Here is a 21,416-nt window from a genome sequence, read left to right on the forward strand (position 1 = left end):
GCTGGATCTCGGCATCCTTGGCGGATTGACGAGCGATCTTTTCCGTCTGAGCGGCGTTATCGGCATTCTGCTTGATATTGGCGGCCATCTCTTCCATCGAGGCGGAGGCCTCTTCGGCTGAGGAGGCCTGTTCGGTGGCGCCCTGCGAGAGCTGCTCGGAGCCGGCCGACAGTTGCTGGCTACCGGAGGAGACATTGTCCGACGCCGACAATGCATCCGCAACAACGCCGCGAAGCCGCTCGATCATCGAATTGACGTGGCCAAGCAGATCGCCGATTTCATCCCGGGTGGTGATTGCAGCAAATTCCGTCAGATCGCCTTCTGCGACCGTTTGAACGGTCTTGACGGCGCGGTTAATGCCCTTGTTGATCGAGATAATGATCCAGATGGCTGAGACGAGAGCGAGGATCGACGCTACCGAAGCGATGATGATCAGAATAGAGCGCGCATGCGTGTAGGCATTGGCTGCGTCCTCATCTGCCTGCTTCAAACGCCCGCGCTCGGCTTCGAATACCTGTGCCAGCACTTTGTCGATCTTGGTGCTTGTTTCGCGCGCTTCGGTCGATGAGATCTGGAGCGCACCAGCGCTGTTGCCTGCCAACATCATGCTGCGAATACGATCATCAGCAGTGCGCCAATTCACTGAGAGATCCTTGATCTGCGACCAATAGGTCATGTCCTGATCGGTGGCATTGGCGAGGATCTTCGCGAGATCGGCGTCGAAGTCGGCTCGTGCCGCGTCACTCTTTGCGATGTAGCCCTTGGTTTCGTCCACCGATGTCGTAAGCAGCATGTTCTTTTGCTGCCGCAGCTGTTGCAGGACGGCGATATCGAGGTTCTGAGCAAGGCGCAACCTTTCGGCTGGTCCCGTCAATGTCTCGGACCAATTGTCGTTGACCTGGCCGAGTGTGGTGACGCTGTAGATAGCTGTGCCAAGAAGCATGGCGATCACGACAGCAAATGTTAGAAGCAGCTTGAGCTTTATCGTAAAGCGCATCTTGTAGCCCCCTTGCGTTGGAGATTCATGCTGTTGCTCGGACCGCGCCTGCGCGTTGCGAAGAAAAGATCGCCTGCAGGTTCGGGATGATGATGAATTCGCCGCCGCGTTTCACGAGGGCTTGGACATAGTCCGGCCGCCAGCGCATGCCGACGATCGGCGGCGGTTCGCTCGCCGATCGCAATAGTTGCGTGACCTCGTAGACCTTGTCCGTTCGAATGCCGATCAGCGTCGTCTCGCCATCGAGCTCCAGTGCGGTCACGACGATGCGGCTGTCGATCGTCACATTGCCCGGTTCCATGCCGAAGGCAATGCGGATGTCGGCAAGCGGAATGACCTTGCCGCGGAAATTGATGACGCTGCCGACAAAAGGCAGGCTGCCGGGAACATTGGTTTCAGGCAGTAGATCCAGGATTTCCTGAACGATGACGGCCTCGATGGCGAAGGTCTCGCCATTGAGGCTGAATGTCAGAACGGAGAGCTCTTCCGCGTCCTTCCAGATGGCGCGATAGTCGTATTTCACGTCTGTTTCCGTCATCCTGCAGCTCGCAATTGCGCCTCCTGATGTTGTCCGGCGGCGATCAGGTGCACGACATCGAGGATCAGGGCCACGTTGCCGTCGCCGAGAATGGTAGCGCCTGAGAAGGTCGAGACGTGATCATGCAGCTTCGACATTGATTTGATGACCGTCTGGTGGTCGCCGATGATCTGATCGACGACGAGGCCGACCCGTTGGCTGCCGGTCGAGATCACCACGACCTTCTGATAGGGGTCCGGCTCCGTGCCGGTGCGGAACAGCTCGCGCAGCCTCAGGAAAGGAACCAAGTCGTCGCGCAGCGAGATGAAGCTGCGGCCGCGGGAGCGCAGATCCTGCTCGACCGAAAGCTCCAGGCATTCCTCGACCGCCGCAAGCGGGATCACATAACGGCCATTGCCGACCCGCACCAGAAGTCCGTCGATGATGGCAAGCGTCAATGGAATGCGCAGCGCAATGTCGGAGCCCTTGCCGAAATCGCTTGCGATGTCGATCGATCCACGAAGTGTCTCGATGGTCTTCTTCACCACATCCATGCCGACGCCGCGGCCCGAAAGGTTAGTGACTTTCTCGGCGGTTGAGAAGCCGGGCTGGAAAATGAGCTGTAGCAGTTCCTTGTCCGTTAGCTGGGCGCCTGGCTGGATCAGGCCGTTCGCTTCCGCCTTAGCGCGCACTCGCTGCCTGTCGATGCCACGTCCGTCATCCTTGATGGAGATGATCACTTCGCTGCCTGTTTGATGGGCGGAGAGAATAACGCGTCCGACAGATGGCTTTCCGGCTGCGATGCGATCGTTCGGGCTTTCCAGGCCATGATCGATGGAATTGCGCACGAGATGAACGAGGGGATCGGCGAGCCGGTCGATAACCGTCTTGTCGACTTCGGTGCTTTCGCCCTCGGTGATGAGCTCGATATCTTTGCCGGTCTCACGGGCGAGATCATGGACCAGTCGGCGGAAGCGGCTGAAGAGGCTGGCGACCGGCATCATGCGCAGGACCATCATCGTGTCCCGCAGTTCGCCGGCGAGCCGTTCGATTTCTTCCGAGACCGAGCGCAGGCCGAGATCGGCAGCCGAATTCGCCATCTGGCTCAGCCGCGACTGGGCAATGACCAGTTCCCCGACCCGGTCCATCATCTCGTCGAGGCGGAGCGCCGGAATGCGGACATTGTCGACCTGCTTCTGCGATTTGGCATCCGTGGGCTGGGCCTTAGCCGCGTCTGACTGCTGGGCGGGTGCTTTTGACGGTGCTTCTGCAACGCTTGCCGGCGGGATCGCGACGATGGGTGCAGGGGCTTGTTGTTGGTCGGCCTGAATTTCGCGAAGCTCCATCGTCATGTCGTCCATGACGAAAATGAAAACATCCTCGATGTCGGATCGAGACTTTTCCGTCGTCAGATGGACTGTCCAGCCGATATGGAGGTCGCGTGGATCGAGATCCGGAAGCGGGGGGACAGCATCGATATCGGCTTTGATACGGCACTCGCCGAGATCGTGAAGTTCGTCGAGAAGACCGAGCGGATTGGTGCCGTTGGCCATGGAGTTGGCCGGCAGGCTGAACTTCAGGTACCATGTCTTTGAGTTGCCGGCGCTTGAGCTGGAATTGCCGGAGGTGGCGGCTATCGGTGCAGCAACAGGCACGGCTGTTACACTATTCGCGCCGACCGCAAGCCGCAGCTTATCCAGCAGAACCGAACTCATGGCCTCGTGGTCGCCATTTGGGTTTTCGAGCAGCGCCTGCATATGGCCCTGCGCGTCGAGAACGGCGCCGACCAGCTCTTTCGTAGCGGGCGCTTCGCCCTTGCGGACCCGGTCGAAGGCGGTTTCGCAATGATGGGTGAAAGCGGCCAATTGATCGAACCCGAACATGGAGCCGGATCCCTTGAGGGTGTGCAGCCCCCTGAACACCGCATCAATCTGAGCTCTGTCGCTCAGATCGCGCATCAGATCGAGGAGGCCCGCCTCGATCAGTTCGAGCTGCTCGGCGGCCTCCGTCCTGAAAACGGCGATCGGATCGAGTTCGTTCATCTGCCCAAAACCTTGCGCACGATCTTGATGAGGTTTTCAGGGTCGAAGGGCTTCGTCAGCCATCCCGTCGCGCCCGCGGCCTTTGCCTGCTGCTTCAGATCGCCGTCCGACTCCGTGGTCAGGAAGATGACCGGCGTCCCCATATAGGCCGGCAATTGGCGCAGGCCGCGGATCATCGCCAGCCCGTCCATGTTCGGCATGTTGAGATCGGTGACGATCAGGTCGAAGTTGCCGCCCTTCATCTTGTTGAGGCCATCGGCGCCGTCGACAGCTTCAGTGACCGTATATCCAGCGTTGGTAAGCGCAATGCGCGTGGTCAGCCGAATGCTGGCGGAATCGTCGACGGTGAGAATATTTGCGCTCATGCTGCTTTTCCTTCTAGCCAGAAGCTATCTTCTTGCTGATCCCTGCTGAGGAGACCTGCTCGCTGCAGGACGGTCAGAAAATTGCCGTCTGCGGGCTTGTTCAATGCAAAGGTCACGCCTGTCTGCTCGGCCGTTTGCCGTGCGGACAGGAGCAACTGCGGGAGGGTAATGTCGATATCCTCATTCCCATCGATATCGATGACCAGGGAGCGCCGAAGTGCGGCCGCCTCCTGAAGGTAAACCTGAATGATGTCTCGCACATTTGCGATGGTCTTGATGGTCAGAGGTCCATGAAGGTGCAGGATTTCCGCTTGTCCGCTCATGCCGAACCTCGAGATAGCTGAAGTGAGGAAACAATGGTTGTGGAGTCGTCGTGCGCGTTTTCGAAGAGACTTTTGATGTCGATCCAGCGCCGGCAGAAGGCCGCCACGCAGCTGGGATCGAAATGCGTGCCGCTGCTGTTGACGATCTCCCGAAATGCGTCGGCGATCGGCCAGGCCGACTTGTAGGAGCGCTTGGAGCATAGGGCATCGACGACATCGGCTATGGCGACCACGCGCGCTTCGATCGGTATCGATGCTCCGGCAATGCCCATCGGATATCCGGTGCCATCCCATTTTTCGTGGTGGCTTTCGGCGATCCTGCCGGCGACCTGGATCAGTTCGCTGGAGCTCTCGCTCAATATTTCCGCGCCGAAATCCGTGTGCCGTTGCATCTGCCTGCGTTCCTCGGCAGTCAGTGGACCGGGCTTCGAGAGAATGGCGTCCGGCAACCCGATCTTGCCGACATCATGCAAGGCGCTGGCGAGAAAGATCGTGCGGCAGTGGCCTTCGTCCAGCCCGATCTCCTCGGCAATCATGCGCGCAATGATCGCAACCCGGTCGAGATGGTCTGCCGTCTCGCCATGGCGGCAGGCGATCGCCTTGGAGAGGCGCCAGATGATCTCTTCTTCATGCCGTTCGATCCGCTGTATTGCAGCATTGAAATCGCGCTGCAGCGCGGCGGCCTTGTTCGCAAGCGCCAACCGCTCCTCTCCAATGTTGAGAATATTGCGCACACGGATCGTCAGCTCTGCCTCATCGATCGGCTTGTTCAGAAATTCGGTGGCGCCCGCCTCCATCGCGGCCATCTTGATATCGGTCTCCTTGCGGGAGGTGATCATGATGGCGGGAATATGGGCTGTAAGCGGATTCTTACGCATGCGGGAGATGACTTCGATGCCCGTCATGTCGGGCATCATATAGTCGACGAGAATGAGATCCGGCGCCTGATCCTCAAGCCGATCGAGAGCTTCGGCGGGATGCAGGAATGACAGGACCTTGCTGCCGCTGATGGCTTCGACGGCTCGGCGAAGGGTGGCCACAACAGAAGGACTGTCATCGATGACGAAGACGCGCATAATTACCCCGCGGAGCGTCCGCGGCTCATAGGCGGCTCCACTCACGATTGTCGGTTTGGATGTTTGGAGACCTTTCGAACGAAAGGGCCGCGTCACAATGATTGTGAGTCTTGGCTGGAGTAACGAAATCGTTAAATGGCTAACGGTGTATTAAATCCACCTTCAACTTGTGGTCTATTCTGAAATTAACTGCGATATAATGATAGAATTGCGTTTTTCTGATATTAGATATTCTCCGTCGTGCCCAGTCGGTTGCGGCTGCTCCGCGTCGACGACGGCGACACGCCATAGACAGCACGATAGCGGGCGGCAAAATATCCCATATGGCTGAAGCCCCAGCGTGCAGCGATCTCGGAGATATTCTCGTCGGCATCTCCGTTAAGCAGATCCTGATGGATCTGCTGGAGCCGCAGGCGCTGAACATAGTTCAGTGGATTCATGCCCACATTCTGCTGAAACGACAGCTGCAGACTGCGCACGCTCTGCCCCGCGTTCCTGGCGATATCCGATACCGTGAATTCTTCTGCGAGATGCGCGTGTATCCAGTCCAGCGCCCGCTTCAGATTGCGTGGCCTGGCGGTTTGGATCATCGCCCTTTGTCCTGATCTCGGCCACGTTTGCACGAAGGCGGTGATCAGTGCCTCCTGGAAAAGCGAAGCGCCAAGTGGGGAGCCGGCAAAAGGATGGTCGCCAGATTCCAGCAGCAATGCCGCCATGCGGTGAATGGTACGCACGCCGTTTTCCTCTATGTCGGCCGTTGGGTCGAAGCGCCGGAGGAACGCATCGAGATCGTCGGTTCCAAGATGGATCAGCGGTAGGCAAAGAATGCGCGGTATGGCAAGCGCGATCTTGCGAGCGTCTCGGGACGCTTTGAGGCTTGTGGGGCCTGAGGACAGCAGTACGAAACTTGTCCCCGCCGCTGCGGTGAATTCCTGATGCTCCGTTTCAATGTGGAATGTGCCGCTCTCGACAAAATGCAACTCGATGCGATCGGATGGGCGAAACAGATATTGGATTTCGTAGCCTGTTTCCGAGAATATCTTCCATGCCGCCATTTCCCGGATCATCGCTACCGTAACATCGATATGAAAATGCTGGTTCTCCGGTTTTCTGTCGAAGATGACGGATATGTCGGCAGCACTCAGTTTCTCCTGCAACTCCGTGGGCTCGCAGGACGACCATGCATACTTGTCGACAGCAATATTCATCTTGTTCAATCGGCTTCAGCGGGCTCACGGCGATTAAAATCGTAAGTAGAGCCTTTAGTCTGCAAAGGGACGCCGATGCGCGTCCGACCATACATATAGGGATCCGGTCTTGCCTAGAGCTTTACGCAACGATTGATCGAGGACATTTGATCCAGACAACGGCCGGTTTCGCCTTTCGCGTTAACTTCGTATTTTTTAGTTCGCCTTAGTTTTCCCGGGACGGTCTTAGGTGGGGTCCAAAATAGTATGGCGTATGTAGCAGCGATCCGAACAGTTGCAACTTCTGCGGATAGCTTCGTCGATCGACTGGAAGGTGCCCGATTGCAGATCGAGCAACGCTTTCTCGATGGTGGCGCGGTTCTGATCACGGTCACGGAGGCGCTGGCCAAGCTGATCGGCTTGCTGGAGCACATCGGCAATTCGCTGAAGGAGGAAAATGCCACCGAAGCGACGGGCCGTCTGCTTCAGACCGTCGAGCTGTTGCACAAGCTGCCGCCGGCCGAGGCTCGTCGCCAGGAATGTGTCGCAACAATCGGCCAGGCCGGCCGGTCGCTTGGCGAACATGTCCAGTCGATGGAAGAGACGCTGCGCTATCTGCGTACCTTTGCGGCGACGGCAAAAATTGCAGGCGCAAGGATCCCGGATTTCTCCAGTTTTGCCAGCGAGATCGTGGAGCGCATAGAATTCGCGGCGAAGGAAGTCAGGGCGCTGTCGGTGCAAATTCATTCGCTGGAGGCGCAGATCGAATCTGCCGCCGCGTGCGAAGACAGCTCGCTTGGCCAATATCTTGCCGGTATCCCATCGATCGCGACGCGCCTAGTGTCGAATGCCGACGAAATCCAGGTGCAACGCCGCAACCTATCGGATCTGGCCGACACCGTTTCCGGCCTTGCTCGCAAAATCCAGAACAAGGTCGCCCATACGCTTTCCGCTATGCAGATTGGCGATATCACGCGTCAGCGGGTTGAGCATTGTCAGGCTGCCCATTCGATTCTGGAATCCTATCTCGCCAGCGAAGCCATGGGGCTTGGGGCCGCCGATCGCGAGCGCCTTTCTGGGCTGGTGATGACCCTCATCTTCGAACTGCTCGACGAGACCACAGGAGGGTTCAATCGCGAGACTGCGAAGATCGTCGACAATATACGCAGTTTCAGCGGTGATATCAGGACATTGCTTGATCTTTATCAGACGATGATGGCGCAGAGTGGCGAAGACGGGAGAAGCCCGATCAACTCACTGCGCGGCGATCTTTCCGCCGCCCGGGGTGTCGTCGATCGCATCGAAGCCGCTGCGTCCGGAGCGAACAGGCTGAGCGAAAAGACGTCGGAAATGGTCAAAGAGCTCACGACGAGCATCCAGACCATTCAGCTTGTGCGCCGCGATATCCAGTACATGGCCCTCAACACCAATTTGCGCTGCGGCAAGCTTGGAGAGGAAGGGCGCGCAATCAATGTCGTCGCCGGCGAGCTGCGCTCCTTCGCATCCCTGCTCGACGACGATGCGGAGAAGATTCTGAGTGGGCTGGGCAAGCTCGAAACGGAGGCGACTGGCTTGAAGGGCTGGCGGCAGACCAACGAGCCAGACAACGCGTCTGGTCTGGGCGCGCACATCGATGCCGCGCTGTTGCATATCACCGAAGCCGGCGTTTCCATGGATGCGAATGTGAAAGAGCTTCGCCGCTGCGGCGACGATATGACGTCGCAGGTCGCCGAGATCGTCGGCAGCCTGGATTTTCGCGCCGGAATTGGCGAAACGCTGGCGTCGTGCGCGCGAGAAGCCGGTCTTGAGCGCCGAACGATCATGGACAAGAGCGGGCTTGAGCCATTCCTGGCGACCATTTCCGAGCGCATTTTCCAGACCTACACGATGGCCGCCGAACGCGAGATACATGCTGCTGTCTTTGGCACCGAAAGCCCGGTTGTCGAGAGCGGCCCCGTTTCGGCGAGTGAAGAAGAGCTGTTTGCTGACGCTCTGTTCTAAAGCACGTCGGCGGGTCGTGACCTCTCAGCTTCGCGTCCTGCACTCCAGGTTCTTGATCTTGTGTGCGCCGCAATCGTAAAGCGGTTCAATACGTCTGCGCGACGAGATTTAGGTCGCGCAGCCTTTACGGGGACGCGCAAGCGCGGGGCTAAGACCATGTCTTTCCCTCGTTTTTGCGGTTTTATGCCTCTCTGCCAGATGCCCCATAGAAGGCTAACGGTGTCTTGACGTTCCCTTGACAATCCCAAGGCAGATGTGCGGCGCAACAAGATCCGTCGGGCATTGGGCATGAATCAAAAGACATCGATCATTACCGCGCCGGAAGGCGCCTTACCCAGCGTTCAACTCCGCAGTACGGTGCCGCCGAAGTCGAGTGACGTTCCGCGGCCCCGGTACGTGCTGTTGTCGAGGATCCTAACCTTTGGCCTTCGGGCGCGCTGGAAGCGCACGGTTCTCTTTTGGTTTCGCTTCGCCGCCAATCCTTTTTTGACGACCCGGTGGTGGCGTTTTCTTTCGACCTTTACGGCGACGCGAGAATTTCCGCCACCGCATGACGAGTTGCTGCAGAAGCCGCTCTCGAAGTTCCTTGTCTATGGCTTGAGTAGTTCCAAGCGGCTCTCGCTGCTTATAGAGCACTTTTCGATTGCTGAGCGGATATTGTCCCGCGAGAGCATGATCAGTCTCTGGCGTGGCGAGTGGCTCGATATGGGTACGGTTCAGGGCCGCGCCGAAGCATATTCATGTCACATCGCGCTTGCCGATCGTGCCGGCGGCCGCCACGAAGGCGCTTTTGCCATCAAGCTTGTCCGCGTGCGCGACAAGGCTGTTCTCTGCACGTCGCGCTTCATGTTTGTCCGGAGTGGGACGGAAGGGCGCTACACTTTCGTCGTTGGCAGCATGCAGGGACCGCGCAATGCAAAGCAGCGCATGGTTGAGGTGACGCGTGACCTTTCCGGTCTACGACCGAAAGAGGCGCTTCTGGTCGTTCTGCAGGGCCTGACCGTCGAAGGTGGCACGCAGCAATTCCTGGCAATTTCGCAGGCCAAGCATCCGATCCATTATCGCCGCAGCAGGCGGCAATCGATGATGCTGTCCAATGTCGACGCCTTCTGGGCGGAACGTTCCGCTGAGCCGGAAGAGACCTTCGGCTTCCGCGTGCCGCATTCGAGAGTCTATGGAGCGGACAAGCGTAGCCGTAGCAAACTGTGGTTCTTCAATCTAGGCGAACTTTTTCATTGAGAAGCAGAGGTTGCCCCATGTGGCGGCCCTTTGGACCTCGTCGGCGGCGGCTATGAGCGTCGGAGGCTGCGGCTTGCTCAAAGGGCAAATCTCCGCCGCCCGACTATCAAAACCAGATCCCTTCAAACAAAGAATCCGACGCCGGTTTGTCAGGTATGGTTCTCCGTCAAGTGGATTGCGACCATCGCGCCGCCTTCCGGCCGGTTTGCGAATTCCAGCCGGCCACCATGGGCAACTGCGATCGCCTGCACGACGGAGAGCCCAAGTCCAGTGCCACCGGTCGCCCGTGAGCGGGAGACTTCGCCGCGCCAGAAGGGGTTGGCGGCCACGGAATCCATATCCTCGGGAAAGCCCGGGCCACGGTCGAGAATGCGGATCACAATGCTCTCGCCCGACAACTGCTCGGTTTCGCATCGCAGCCAGCCGCCATCAGCCGCATAGCGGCAGGCATTTTCCAACAGGGCCAACACGGCTTGACGGATCCTGGGAGAATCTGCAGAAATGCGGGAGGGTCGCAGGTCCGTTTCGATCTGCAGTTTGCTGGCGTCCAGCATTGGCTTGGCCGACGTGAGCACGGCTCCCACGACATCGGATGCGTCGATCCGCTGGCGCTCCATCACGAGCTTCTGGCCGATGGCCAGCGAAAGGGTGCGCAAGTCTTCGACGATTCGTCCGAGGCCTTCGACCTGGAGAAGAAGGTCGGATATGATCTTCCGATCCATCGGAAAGACCCCGTCGAGCATGCTTTGCAACGACCCTTGCAGGATGGTCAGCGGAGTGCGCAACTCGTGAGCAACCGCCATGTTGTTGAAGCGCAGTCTCTTCTCCATGGTTTCAAGGCTGGTCGCCAGCGCATTGAAGGTCGTAACGAGGCTCGCGACCTCACGCGTGCTGCGATAGGGCTCTGTGACCCGCACGGAAAAATCGCCCGATTTGAGGCCTTCGGCCGCAGAGGTCAACGCTCCGAGGGGGCTGGCGAGCCGCCGTGCCAGATAGATGCCGATAAGGGCGCAGACCAGGGCCGAGAGCAGGCCGCATACCAAGACGGAAAGCTGAACCTTCAGATCTGTCGGTCCCGTCAGGGCGTTGAGGTGCTCGAAAAGCAGCGTCAGGGACTCGCCGTCGGGAACCTTGCCTTCGGCCAGCATCGTGTAGGCGGCGGAGGCCTTCGGCGGCAGCGCCTGGGTGATGCTCTCTTCCAGATAGGAAGCATACCAGCTGACGCCTATATAGGTCAGGCCGACGCTGAGAAGGAGCATAATGGTCGTAACGACCGCGGTGAGTGTGGCGAGCGGTAGGCACGGGAAGCTTAGTTTCTTCATCTCGGATCCGAAAAGCGATAGCCAATGCCGCGCACTGCAGGGAAAAAGCCTTCCTGCCCCATCTCCTCCAGCTTGCGCCGGAGATTGGAGATGTGCGTATCGACAGTGCGCACCAGGGCATCACTCTCAGGCAGGCAGGCGTCGAGAATGTCCGCGCGCGCGAAAGCTTGGGTCGGATGGCGGATCATGTAAGCCAGAATTCGAAATTCGCTGAGTGTCAGGGTCAGCGGAATGCGGTTGCCGCTCTGGTTGATGAAGACGGAATAGCTGCCGAAATCGACTTCAAGATCGCCAAAGCGGCGGATGGTTTCGGCCCGATCTCCTTGCGTGCGGCGCAGGACGGCGCGGACGCGGGCGACGACTTCCTGCGGATTGAACGGTTTAACGACGTAATCGTCAGCACCGAGCCGTAGGCCGCTTAGCCGATCTATGTCGTCTGCGACTGCTGTCACCATGATGATCGGCGTCGAGCCGATCTGACGGAGGCGGCCCAATACCCCGAAACCGTCCAGTTTCGGCAGGCGTACGTCCAGAAGCACGATGTCCGGTTTCAGAAGCGCGTGATGCTGGAGCGCGGTCTCGCCATCGGCGGCGCGAACGGTGCGAAAGCCGTCGCGCGTCAAGTAACCTTCCAGTATCTGTGCTATTGCCGGTTCATCCTCCACGATGAGAACGAGACTATTGTCCACCCTAGTGCCCTGCGCCTTCTTTGTTTAACTTTGGCTCTGCCGCCGCCGAGCCGCACTATCGCGGACAAAACCGACTTCTGCAAATTCCAAACAGCTCCTCGACCGCCCGAAGGCCGATTCTGAACACGGCCTTCATCCAATCTTCGCCATTTCTTGACAATCGGGTTTCACCTTGCCGTCATCCAGTTTCAGGAGATACGGCATGTGGAAATTTGCATTGCAACCTTGGAGTTCCGTTTCGGGTGGAGCGCGTCTGCGCCAACCCGAAACAAACTTCAATGCGGACGGCGGTCTGGCCGTCCTTGGCATGCTGATCGTCTGGACCAGCTTTATCTTCGTGGTCTTTCCCAAGCTAGACCTCGCCGTCGCGCGCCTCTTCGTCCAAGGGCATTGGTTCTGGCTGGCGGAAAACCCTTTCCTGAAGGCTGTAAGGGATGTCAGCCGCCAGAGCCAACCCTACATCCTTACCGTCATGGCGCTGATCATCGCGATGCATGTTTTCCTGCCAAAGCGGTTGCGATTTTGCGCCCCGCATAAGCCCCTGTTCGTGCTCCTGAGCTTTGCTGCCGGGCCATTCGCAGTGGTGCAGTTCCTGAAAGTCATGATCGGGCGCGTGCGTCCGCGCGACATCATGGAGTTCGGCGGCAACGCGGATTTTACCCCCGTATGGCAGTTTTCCGCAGCATGCAGCCGCAATTGCTCTTTCCCTTCCGGCGAGGCGGCCGTCGCCGCGGCGGCATTGTCGCTGCTGGTGTTTTTACCCGAGAAATACAGGTGGGGCGCGTCGGTGGTTGTGACGCCGTGTATGATGTTCGTCGCGTTCAACCGGGTCATATTCGGTGCGCATTTCCTGTCGGATGTGATGCTTGGTTGGCTTCTCACGGTGTTCCTCATGGCCTGGATCTGGCGCTGGGTCGACGTAAATTCGCGGACGATCGATCGCTTCTTCGTGCGCCTCGCGTCTCGGTAGATCCGTTTGGTCGCAGCGTGTCTCCCCGAGGAGTTGGAGCGCCGATCGAACGCGTGTTACAGATCTTAACACAACGTTTCTTCACCTTTCCTTTGATTGGGAGTTTCCTATCTCCCGTGGGTCGCCGGGCGTGCGACTGTGCAGTGGACGATAGAGGGGCTTTGGGCAAAGGGGTTCGGGTGAGGTTGGTGGATTGGGCACTACGCGGTTTCGTCGGCATAGATGGCCGATATCGAGTGCGCGCGTGCAAGAGCCCCTATGAGCCCTGGATCACGTTTGCGATGGAGAGTTTCGAGCGGGAGATGTTGGTTTTTTACCGGCGTTCGCAGTTCAAGCTCGTGCGCGGCACAACCACCACCTAGGCAGTTGCTGAGGGCCGACGCCTGGCCAATGCGCTGGTGGAAATCCTTCCGACGGTGGCAATATATATCCCAACTAAAATAATACCTGCGGGCGCGCTTGCCGGCTCAGGCCATTGTGTTAGTCTGCCGCGACATTTCCTAAATGGAGCGTCTTCAAATGGTTACCTTGCGCGAACCGATCCTGAAACCCGTCCCGATCGAGGAGTTAAGGCCTACCCAGATCACCGTCGGTATGCGCGAGGTCAGGGCCAAACGAAAGGCGTGGCGAGCGAAAGCAGAAGCCGCGGGCGACAAGGCTGGCGAATTCCTCGGAAATCACATGATCCCGGCCATACGCGGTCCGCGCGGGCGCTACTATGTCATCGACCATCATCATCTGTCCCTGGCGCTCCACGAGGAGGGCGTGAAGGATGTGCTGGTGACGACGGTCGCGGATCTCTCCCGGCTTGATCGTGAATCCTTCTGGTTCGTCATGGATTGTCACGATTGGATGCATCCCTTCGACGCGGAGGGGAAGCGGCGCAGTTACGAGGACATTCCAAAAAGTATCGAGGACCTGATCGACGATCCCTATCGGTCGCTTGCGGGTGAATTGCGCCATGTCGGCGGCTACGCCAAGGATACGACTCCATTCAGCGAGTTTCTCTGGGCGGATTTTCTGCGCCGTCGCGTCAAACGCAAGGAGCTGGATCGGGATTTCGAGGCCGCACTGGCAAAGGCACTCGAATTTGCCAAGGGCCGGGATGCGGATTATCTGCCCGGCTGGTGCGGCCCGGTTGCCGAGTAGTTTCCGTTCAAAAGCGGCGACCTGGGAGGGTACGCGGGCACGACGCCTTGCCGATGAACTGGCCCGGCTACGGTCGCTACTGTGTTGACAGCCATTCGCCGAGCGCATATTGGAACGTCAGTCAGTCCATCTGGCCGTAAGCGTTTGACGTCAAGCAACGCACTCAACGATCCTCGCCGGTCGGAGTGCGTTTTTTTGTGCCTCCGCCGATCGAGGAAAGCCTGGAGATTGTCATGGCTTTCCAATCGACAAGTGACCCGGCGCGCGGCCGCCTTCTGCTGCTGAGCGCCATTCTGTTCATTTCCTATCTTTGCGTCGGCATGTCGCTTCCCGTTGTGCCGATCTACGTAACGAGCCAGCTCGGGCTCGGCAACTCCTGGGCCGGGCTCGCCGTCGGCATCGCTTTCCTTGCGACCATCCTCACGCGCGGCTATGCCGGCGGTCTGTCGGATCATCGTGGCCAGAAGAGCGCGGTTGCGCGCGGGCTCACCTTTTACGTCGCAGGCGCGCTTGCCTCGTTGGGGGCTGGCCTCTTGGCTCAAGCGCCCTGGACCTCCTATGCGCTGCTCATTGGTGGGCGCCTGCTGATTGGGCTTGGTGAAAGCCTGGTCGCCGTTGGGGTGATCGCCTGGGGGATCGGGCTGGTGGGGCCGGCGCGATCCGGGAAGGTTCTAGCTTTGGTCGGTGCGGCGATCTACGGCGCCCTAGCCGTTGGAGGCCCCATAGGGCTTGCGCTGCTCGACCGATTTGGCTTTGCCGGCGCCATGGCGATCGGCGCCGTCCTGCCGTGCCTCGGCCTGTTGGCGATCTGGCGGCTTCCGGCCGTCACAGCTCATCCAGGTGCTAATCGCCCGCCGTTCTGGAGCGTTGTCCGCAGAGTTTGGCAGCACGGGTTCATCGTCTGCCTACAAGGCATAGGCTTCGCGGCAATCGGCGCCTTTTTTACCCTCTATTTCCTCGATCGCGGCTGGAACTATGCCGGTATGGGTTTGACGGCCTTCGGCGGCGGCTTCGTACTGGTGCGCCTGCTCTTCGGCCATCTTCCCGATCGAATCGGAGGTCTTCCCGTCGCCGCCGGATCGCTCGCCATCGAAACCGTGGGGCAGTTCCTGATATGGAATGCGAGCGATCCGGGTCTTGCTCTGGTCGGCGCGTTTTTGACGGGTCTGGGGTGCTCGATGATCTTTCCCGCCATGGGTCGCGAAGTGGTGCGTCTGGTCGAACCGCATCTGCGCGGCACGGCGCTGGGCGGCTTTTCGGCATTTCAGGATCTTGCCTACGGGTTGACGGGGCCACTGGCCGGATTGCTTGCCGACCGGGCGGGTTATAATAGCGTGTTCCTGATCGGCATGGCTTCCGCAGCTGTCGGCCTGTTGATCGCCCTTTCGCTTCTTCGGACACGCGCAACAGCATTCAACTGATCGAAAGCATGATCCCCGCCGTTTGGTCGGGGATCATTGTGTTTCGTTTTACGCGGATGCCGGTTTTCCACTCGCCGTGACTTCCGCTGGCCAGGTGACATAATAGTATTTGCCGTTGAGGTTGCCGAAGAAGGCGTACTGTCCGGATGGCTTATCGATATAGCTTCCGTCGCTCGTCCTGGTCAGGCCGCTGCCACCGTCGCCACGCTTCAGATGGTCCTTCAGGAAGTCATTCCAGTTGGTCTGCGCGATCTTTTCGGTTTTTCCGGCCTTGCTGGTCTTGTCGTCAGGATTCCAGGCATGGGTCGTAACACCCTTGGTCGGGTCGGATACGGAAAGCGTTCCGTTCTTGATGGCCGTCAGCATCGCCTGCGCCTGTTTGCCGTTGACGGGGTCGTTGACGGAAGCTTTCAACTTTGCCGTAAGCGCCTTCATGAAGTCGGTCGAGGTAACGTCGTTGACGACTTTGGGTGTGGCCGGCTGTACGGCGGCTTTCGTCGTGCCGTTGTTCCGCGAAAGGCCTTCGAGAAGGACGCTGAGCTTGCTGTTTGCGCGGGACGAGCCGCTCGAACCGCCCGTAAGCAGGCTCGAAGCCCGCGATGTTCGCGACGTGTCTTCGTCCGTCGCGTTTCCGACACGCAGTGTCCGCAGCGCCAGCTGCGTATTCTGAAGCCGCAGCGAATTGATATTGTTCACCATGCCGATCTCCTAGCCCGTGCTGATGGCTACCAGTGTACGTCTGGCTCACGGTGGTAGCTTCTCTGGCTTGCACGAAGCTAGCGTTCTAGACCCTGCGTTGTATTTGTCTGGGCGATTGTTCTCAGTCCGGAGCGAAGCGCTCCGCGTCACGTTAAGCCATTGATATTCGGTTATTTTATGCGCGACTATCATCCGGCTGCAACCTGACGTCTCGCAGCCGGGCGGCCAAATGGGACGACGACGGCTATTGATTTCCAGTTTTTGGAAAAGACAGGCAGATCCGGAGCCCAGGCCCGCCGTCTTCCAGCGTAATTGCCGCCGAGTGCAGATCTGCTATCGCCTTGACCAGGCTCAATCCCAAGCCGTTGCCGGGCGTCGTACGGCTCTTGTCAAGTCGGTAGAGGCGTCTGAAGACCAGCTCGCGTTCCTGCTCCGGGATTCCCGGCCCGTTGTCCGAGATGCAAGCGAGATAGGATTGCTCCGTCGCTGCGAGCGTCATCACCATCTTGGTCCCGGCCGGGCAATGGGTGATCGCATTCTCGATCAGGTTGACGAAGAGCTGAGTCAAAAGCTCGTGGTCGCCTTGGATGGCGGCTGGCGCCGGTGCCTGTAGGTTCAGTTCCAGTTTTTGAGCGTTGTCCTCGGCGACATGCTCGTAGATTTCCGCCACCGAACTCATGGCCTCGCGCAGATCCAGAGGCTTGAAGCGGCCTTTGCCGGCGCCTGCCTCGATTTGCGAAATGCGCAGCAGCGCGCCGAAAGTCGCGTCGATCCTGTCGCATTCCTCACGGGCGTCGAGGAGTAGGCTCTCGACGGTTTCAGTCTGTCCTTGCTGCTGCAAAGCCTGTTCGATCGTCATCCTAAGGCGGTTGAGCGGCGTCTTCAGGTCGTGCGCGATATCCGCGCTCACCTGGCGCATGCTTTCCACAAGGCCTGAGAGCCGGCCAAGTGCCTGGTTCATGTGGGTGGAAACGACGTCGATATCGTCACCGTTGCCGCGGACCGGAATCCGGCAGGCGAGATTGCCGCCCGAGACCTTAATCATGGTGCGCTCGATGGATTCGAGCCGCCGTGTCGCCCGTCTGGCGAGCAGCGCTCCTCCGACAATTGCTACGGCCACGATAAGGCCGGAGGCCCATAGGAAGCTTGCCAGGACAATATGTTCGATGGCGTCGGTCTCTCTGTAGCTCTGGCCAACAAAAAGGAGATTGCCATCGACACTGCCCGCCATAACTCTGATCGGGTCTTCGCCGCTCAGCCCGAGGTCGGCTGCCGCCATGGTCGAAAGTCCCGGCTTGATTTGCGCTGTTCTGATGTTGCCTGCGAGCCTCTCTCCCCGCCTGTTCAAGAGAAGGAAGGCCTGATCCCCCGCACTCTTGAGCGCGGAATAGGTATCGACCGCGGCGATGAGGTCTTCGAGATCGTTGGACGAATAGGTTGAGGCGACGACGGAATAGGTGTCGCCCACGGACCGATCAATTGCCCGGGCAAGCTCGCGCTCCATCAGGCCGTAAGCAATCGTGCCCGCCACCAGAAGAGCGACGATGAAGAAGAGCCCGAAGGATAGGGCGAGCCTGAAGGGCGTGCTGCGCAGCAACCTAGCGCGGTACATGCATGCAGTATCCGGTGTTTCGGACCGTATGGACGAGTTGGGCACCGAACGGTTTGTCGATCTTCGTTCGCAAGCGGCTGATATGCGTCTCCACCACGCTCGTCTTCGGATCGAAATGGAAGTCCCAGACCCGCTCAAGCAACATGGTTCGCGTCAACACCCGCCCTTCGGCCCGCATCAGCACCTCCAGAAGCGTGAATTCCCGGGGCTGGAGATCGATCGTTGTGCCGCGCCTGCTGACTTGCCGCTTGATGACATCGAGCTCGAGGTCGGCGATCCGCAGCACGGTCTTGCGATCCTGGACGGGCGGCCGTCGGGCCAACGCATTCAGCCGTGCGAGCAGTTCGGAAAAGGCAAAAGGTTTGGTCAGGTAGTCGTCCCCACCGGCTTCGAGCCCCTCGACCCGGTCATCGACGCCGCTCATGGACGTCAGGAATATGGCCGGCGTTTCAACCTTGGCCGCTCTGGCGGCCTTTACGAGCGAGAGGCCGTCCAGCCCTGGTATCATGCGATCGACAATAAGGACGTCGTACTGTTCGCGCGTTGCCTGGAACAAGGCATCCGTACCGTCGCGGATCACATCGCTTACATGCCCCGCTTCGCTCAGGCCGCGGGAGATGTAGTCGGCGGTCTTCCGGTCGTCCTCGACGACAAGTATTTTCATGTTTCGACTGTGCTCCGTTGGCCGCGATACGCGCACGAATATGGCTTCGGAAGGTGTCAACAGCCTGAACGAGTGCTTACGGATCCGTAAGAAATGCATCTGCCCCGCGTCCGCATTTCTTACGAAACAGTATGGTCCCGGCAAAGGCCATGTATGAGCTGCTCTTTAGAAGGGATGGTGTCGGCATCGCAGCGAATGCGGTCCGTTGATCAAACTGAGACTGTAAGTTTCGAACAGGAGCCATTCCCATGAACACTTTTAAAACCGCTCGACGTGCCAGCCTTGCCGCCCTCCTCGCCCTTGTGACGCTGCCCATCGCCGCTCACGCTGCAGCACCTCGCCCTTGCGAAGATGTCCTCAAAGAAATGCGCGCCGCAAAAGTGGCGGCTAAGCTCAGCGCCGACGACAAGGCGAAGGTCGATGCGCTGGAGGCAAAGGCAGTCGAACGCTGTAATGCCGACGATGACAGGCGCGCCGACGGTTTCCTCGACGACGCCATGAAGCTGATGAAAAAGTGATCCTAGTCAGCGAGGTACATGCAACATGACCCAGCAATTTCTAGCAAGCGCGGAGCCACGCCTGAACAGGGTTCCGCGAGTCACGATCGATTTCTGGCTGATCAAGCTGTTGGCGGTGACGATGGGTGAAACCGCGGCGGATTATCTCGCCGTCAACGTCGGGCTTGGCCTTACGCTGACCTCCCTCATCATGGCCGTGGTTCTGGTCGGCGTGCTCGCCGTCCAGCTCCTGCAGGAGCGCTATGTCCCTTGGGCCTATTGGATCGCAGTGGTGATGATCAGTGTTGTCGGAACGCTGCTGACCGATAATCTCTCGGACAATCTCGGCGTACCGCTGGCGGCCTCGACCGTTGGCTTCAGTATTGCGCTAGCCCTTACCTTCTTCGTCTGGTGGAAGATGGAAGGGACTTTGTCCATTCATTCGATTTACACGGCCAGGCGCGAGCAATTCTATTGGCTGGCCATTCTCTTCACCTTCGCGCTCGGGACGGCGGTTGGCGATCTGATCGCGGAACAATTCGGCTTCGGCTACATCACGACCGGCCTGCTCTTTGCCGGTGTGATCATCGCGGTCGCGATCGCCTATTTCGGCTTCAGGCTCAATGCCATCCTGGCATTCTGGGTGGCCTATATTTTCACACGGCCGCTCGGCGCCTCATTCGGCGACTTCCTCTCGCAACCCGCGGAATATGGTGGCCTCGGCTTCGGTACCATCTACACAAGCTGCCTGTTCCTGATCGCCATCGCGGCGACCGTCATCTACATGACGGCCAACTATCAGCCGGAAACGTCGATCGAAGGCTAGGCGATTTTCCGTGAGGTGGGTATCCATCCCGATCTCACGGAGTCGCATCATATATCGCCGAATGCCGCAAGAATGCGCACCCAGGACCGAATTCCCTTTTGAAAGCTCGACAGGTCGTATTTTTCATTCGGACTGTGGACGCGGTTGTCGAAGCGGGCAAAGCCGACCAAAAGTGCATCGCAGCCGAGACGGCGCTTGAACTCTCCGATGATCGGGATCGACCCGCCGGTTCCGGCCAGCGCCGCCTCGCGTTGCCACTCGGTCGTCAAGGCTTCCAATGTCTTGCGCAGAAATGGGCTGTCGAGTGGCATTGTCGTTGCCGGTGACAGGCCGTGATCCTTGAAGCTGACCGAGCAGTCAGCCGGGATGCGAGCACGCACATGGGCCTGAAAGGCGTCGCGGATGGCGATCGGGTCCTGGCCCTCGACCAGGCGGAAGGAAATTTTGGCGCTCGCCTTGGCCGGGATGACCGTTTTAAAACCTGTGCCTGCATAGCCGCCGCTCATTCCATTGATTTCGCAGGTCGGGCGCGCCCAGATTTGTTCAAGGATAGAGCGATCCTTCTCACCCGCAGGAATGCTGAGGCCGACGTCGCGCAGGAAACCGTCCTCATCGAAGGGCAGCGCCTGCCATTGCCGGCGCACCGCCTCAGGCAGCTCGCGCGTGCCGTCATAGAAACCGGCAATGGCGACACCGCCGTCCGGCGTGCGAAGGCTGGAAACGATATCGGCAAGGACTTGCAGCGGATTGCGGGCGGCATTGCCGAACATGCCGGAATGCAGGTCGCGATTGGCACAGCGGATTTCGATCTCCTGGCCGACCATGCCGCGCAGCATGGTGGTGACGGCCGGCGTATCGCGATCCCACATGTCGGTATCGCAGACGAGAACCGTATCCGCCTCCAGTTCTGCCGCCGTCTTGTCGAGAAAGGGAGCAAGGCTCGGGCTGCTCGCCTCTTCCTCGCCCTCGAACAGCATGCTGACCTGGATTGGCAGGCTGCCCGTCACCGCCTTCCAGGCGCGGCAGGCCTCCACGAAGGTCAGTAGCTGCCCTTTGTCATCAGATGCGCCGCGGGCAACGATAGCGGTGTCGCCGTTTTCCAGCGGCTGCAATGTCGGTTCGAAGGGATCGGTATTCCAAAGAGCCAGCGGATCGACGGGCTGCACATCGTAGTGACCATAGAATAGCACGTGCGCTCCCGACGCCGCCTTATCATGGCCGACGACCATCGGATGGCCGGTCGTGTCACGCACCGAGGCGTCGAAACCGATGGCGGCCAGCTCCACGGAAAGCCATTCTGCGGCCCGGCGACAATGATCGCCATAGGCAGGGTCCGTTGAAATACTGGGAATGCGAATAAGCTCGAACAGCCGCCCCAGGCTTTCGTCGATGGTGCGGTCGACATGAGCCAGAACGGCGTTGATCTGATCGGTCGCAGGCTTCGGCATCGGTCGTTTCCCGTTTTATATTTCGCTTCCTGTCAGGAGTAGGCAGCGGATCATGCAAGGAAACGACCTCCATTTCAAATGTTTAGAGTGAACGCCCGCAATCGGAATCAATGGCTGATTGTGCAGCTGTGATCCTGCACGTCCTCGCCGCCCATCCCGGGCCGGGCGACGTCCGTGAGCACGATAAAGCCCGGGCCATCGGCAAAATCGGCGCCGACAACGACGAGGTTATGGTCACCCATTTCCTTGGCGGGATCCTTCAATGTCTTTGCGAGCGCCAGGAACGGATTGAAATCGCCCAATGTCTCGCCCTTGACCCGCAGCGCCGTGAACTGATGTCCGGCGATGGTATCGGGAAGGGGCGTCCAATCC

General features: G+C 59.2%; 21 protein-coding genes. 7 read left to right on the forward strand and 14 right to left on the reverse strand.

Annotated elements, in window-relative coordinates; all coding sequences use genetic code 11:
• The 7 genes from QD461_RS34680 to QD461_RS34710 all read right to left on the reverse strand — a co-directional run.
• Positions 1-997 (reverse strand): methyl-accepting chemotaxis protein (locus QD461_RS34680; protein WP_414091424.1); only part of this gene is annotated, 997 nt, incomplete at its 3' end.
• A 25-nt stretch (positions 998-1,022) separates the two neighbouring features.
• The gene (locus tag QD461_RS34685; RefSeq protein WP_414091425.1) at positions 1,023-1,535 is read right to left on the reverse strand and encodes a chemotaxis protein CheW; all 513 of its coding nucleotides are present in this window, start codon (positions 1,533-1,535) and stop codon (positions 1,023-1,025) included.
• Positions 1,532-3,556, reverse strand: coding sequence for a chemotaxis protein CheA (locus QD461_RS34690; protein WP_414091426.1), 2,025 nt, complete (start codon positions 3,554-3,556; stop codon positions 1,532-1,534). The genes QD461_RS34685 and QD461_RS34690 overlap by 4 nt, the downstream gene beginning before the upstream one ends.
• Positions 3,553-3,921: a response regulator gene (locus QD461_RS34695; RefSeq protein WP_184703433.1), complete on the reverse strand. Its 369-nt coding sequence runs from the start codon at positions 3,919-3,921 to the stop codon at positions 3,553-3,555. Before QD461_RS34695 ends, QD461_RS34690 begins: the two co-directional genes overlap by 4 nt.
• Entirely contained in the window at positions 3,918-4,244 is a 327-nt protein-coding gene (locus QD461_RS34700; RefSeq protein ID WP_414091427.1) for an STAS domain-containing protein, read from the reverse strand. The genes QD461_RS34695 and QD461_RS34700 overlap by 4 nt, the downstream gene beginning before the upstream one ends.
• Complete coding sequence (locus QD461_RS34705) at positions 4,241-5,320, reverse strand: HD domain-containing phosphohydrolase (protein WP_414091428.1); 1,080 nt, start codon at positions 5,318-5,320, stop codon at positions 4,241-4,243. The genes QD461_RS34700 and QD461_RS34705 overlap by 4 nt, the downstream gene beginning before the upstream one ends.
• A 224-nt stretch (positions 5,321-5,544) precedes the next feature.
• Entirely contained in the window at positions 5,545-6,528 is a 984-nt protein-coding gene (locus QD461_RS34710) for a helix-turn-helix domain-containing protein (RefSeq protein WP_414091443.1), read from the reverse strand.
• A 246-nt stretch (positions 6,529-6,774) separates the two neighbouring features.
• On the opposite strand from QD461_RS34710, the gene QD461_RS34715 reads away from it, so the two are divergent.
• Positions 6,775-8,508, forward strand: a complete 1,734-nt coding sequence (locus QD461_RS34715) for a hypothetical protein (RefSeq protein ID WP_414091429.1) — start codon at positions 6,775-6,777, stop codon at positions 8,506-8,508.
• Positions 8,509-8,796: 288 nt separating this feature from the next.
• Complete coding sequence (locus QD461_RS34720) at positions 8,797-9,747, forward strand: DUF535 family protein (RefSeq protein ID WP_414091430.1); 951 nt, start codon at positions 8,797-8,799, stop codon at positions 9,745-9,747.
• Between the two features lie 149 nt (positions 9,748-9,896).
• On the opposite strand, the gene QD461_RS34725 is transcribed toward QD461_RS34720, so the two are convergent.
• Together QD461_RS34725 and QD461_RS34730 are read right to left on the reverse strand one after the other, a co-directional pair.
• Positions 9,897-11,069, reverse strand: a complete 1,173-nt coding sequence (locus tag QD461_RS34725) for an ATP-binding protein (RefSeq protein ID WP_414091431.1) — start codon at positions 11,067-11,069, stop codon at positions 9,897-9,899.
• Positions 11,066-11,758: a response regulator gene (locus QD461_RS34730; RefSeq protein ID WP_414091432.1), complete on the reverse strand. Its 693-nt coding sequence runs from the start codon at positions 11,756-11,758 to the stop codon at positions 11,066-11,068. The genes QD461_RS34725 and QD461_RS34730 overlap by 4 nt, the downstream gene beginning before the upstream one ends.
• 307 nt (positions 11,759-12,065) lie before the next feature.
• On the opposite strand from QD461_RS34730, the gene QD461_RS34735 reads away from it, so the two are divergent.
• The 3 genes from QD461_RS34735 (at position 12,066) to QD461_RS34745 (ending at position 15,298) form a co-directional block, all read left to right on the forward strand.
• Complete coding sequence (locus QD461_RS34735; RefSeq protein ID WP_414091433.1) at positions 12,066-12,728, forward strand: phosphatase PAP2 family protein; 663 nt, start codon at positions 12,066-12,068, stop codon at positions 12,726-12,728.
• Between the two features lie 519 nt (positions 12,729-13,247).
• Positions 13,248-13,877: a ParB-like protein gene (locus tag QD461_RS34740; RefSeq protein WP_414091434.1), complete on the forward strand. Its 630-nt coding sequence runs from the start codon at positions 13,248-13,250 to the stop codon at positions 13,875-13,877.
• A gap of 233 nt (positions 13,878-14,110) precedes the next feature.
• A complete protein-coding gene (locus QD461_RS34745) occupies positions 14,111-15,298 on the forward strand; it encodes an arabinose transporter (protein ID WP_414091435.1) in 1,188 nt (395 codons plus the stop codon).
• A gap of 48 nt (positions 15,299-15,346) precedes the next feature.
• On the opposite strand, the gene QD461_RS34750 is transcribed toward QD461_RS34745, so the two are convergent.
• The 3 genes from QD461_RS34750 to QD461_RS34760 all read right to left on the reverse strand — a co-directional run bounded on the left by QD461_RS34750 (position 15,347) and on the right by QD461_RS34760 (position 18,273).
• Entirely contained in the window at positions 15,347-15,997 is a 651-nt protein-coding gene (locus QD461_RS34750; protein WP_414091436.1) for a hypothetical protein, read from the reverse strand.
• Between the two features lie 244 nt (positions 15,998-16,241).
• Complete coding sequence (locus QD461_RS34755; RefSeq protein WP_414091437.1) at positions 16,242-17,609, reverse strand: ATP-binding protein; 1,368 nt, start codon at positions 17,607-17,609, stop codon at positions 16,242-16,244.
• A complete protein-coding gene (locus QD461_RS34760; RefSeq protein WP_414091438.1) occupies positions 17,596-18,273 on the reverse strand; it encodes a winged helix-turn-helix domain-containing protein in 678 nt (225 codons plus the stop codon). The genes QD461_RS34755 and QD461_RS34760 overlap by 14 nt, the downstream gene beginning before the upstream one ends.
• A 248-nt stretch (positions 18,274-18,521) precedes the next feature.
• On the opposite strand from QD461_RS34760, the gene QD461_RS34765 reads away from it, so the two are divergent.
• Entirely contained in the window at positions 18,522-18,791 is a 270-nt protein-coding gene (locus tag QD461_RS34765; RefSeq protein WP_414091439.1) for a hypothetical protein, read from the forward strand.
• 25 nt (positions 18,792-18,816) lie between these two features.
• A complete protein-coding gene (locus tag QD461_RS34770) occupies positions 18,817-19,596 on the forward strand; it encodes a hypothetical protein (protein ID WP_414091440.1) in 780 nt (259 codons plus the stop codon).
• A 47-nt stretch (positions 19,597-19,643) separates the two neighbouring features.
• Here QD461_RS34770 and QD461_RS34775 read toward each other — a convergent pair whose 3' ends face one another.
• Both QD461_RS34775 and QD461_RS34780 read right to left on the reverse strand, forming a co-directional pair.
• Positions 19,644-21,044 (reverse strand): M20/M25/M40 family metallo-hydrolase, encoded by a 1,401-nt coding sequence (locus QD461_RS34775; protein ID WP_414091441.1) that lies wholly within the window; start codon positions 21,042-21,044, stop codon positions 19,644-19,646.
• Between the two features lie 107 nt (positions 21,045-21,151).
• On the reverse strand, positions 21,152-21,416 hold a 265-nt coding region (locus QD461_RS34780), incomplete at its 5' end, for a CDP-diacylglycerol diphosphatase (protein ID WP_414091442.1).

Origin of the sequence: Rhizobium sp. BR 314 (assembly GCF_047445805.1) — a bacterium.
Classification (GTDB): Bacteria; Pseudomonadota; Alphaproteobacteria; order Rhizobiales; family Rhizobiaceae; genus Rhizobium; species Rhizobium lusitanum_B.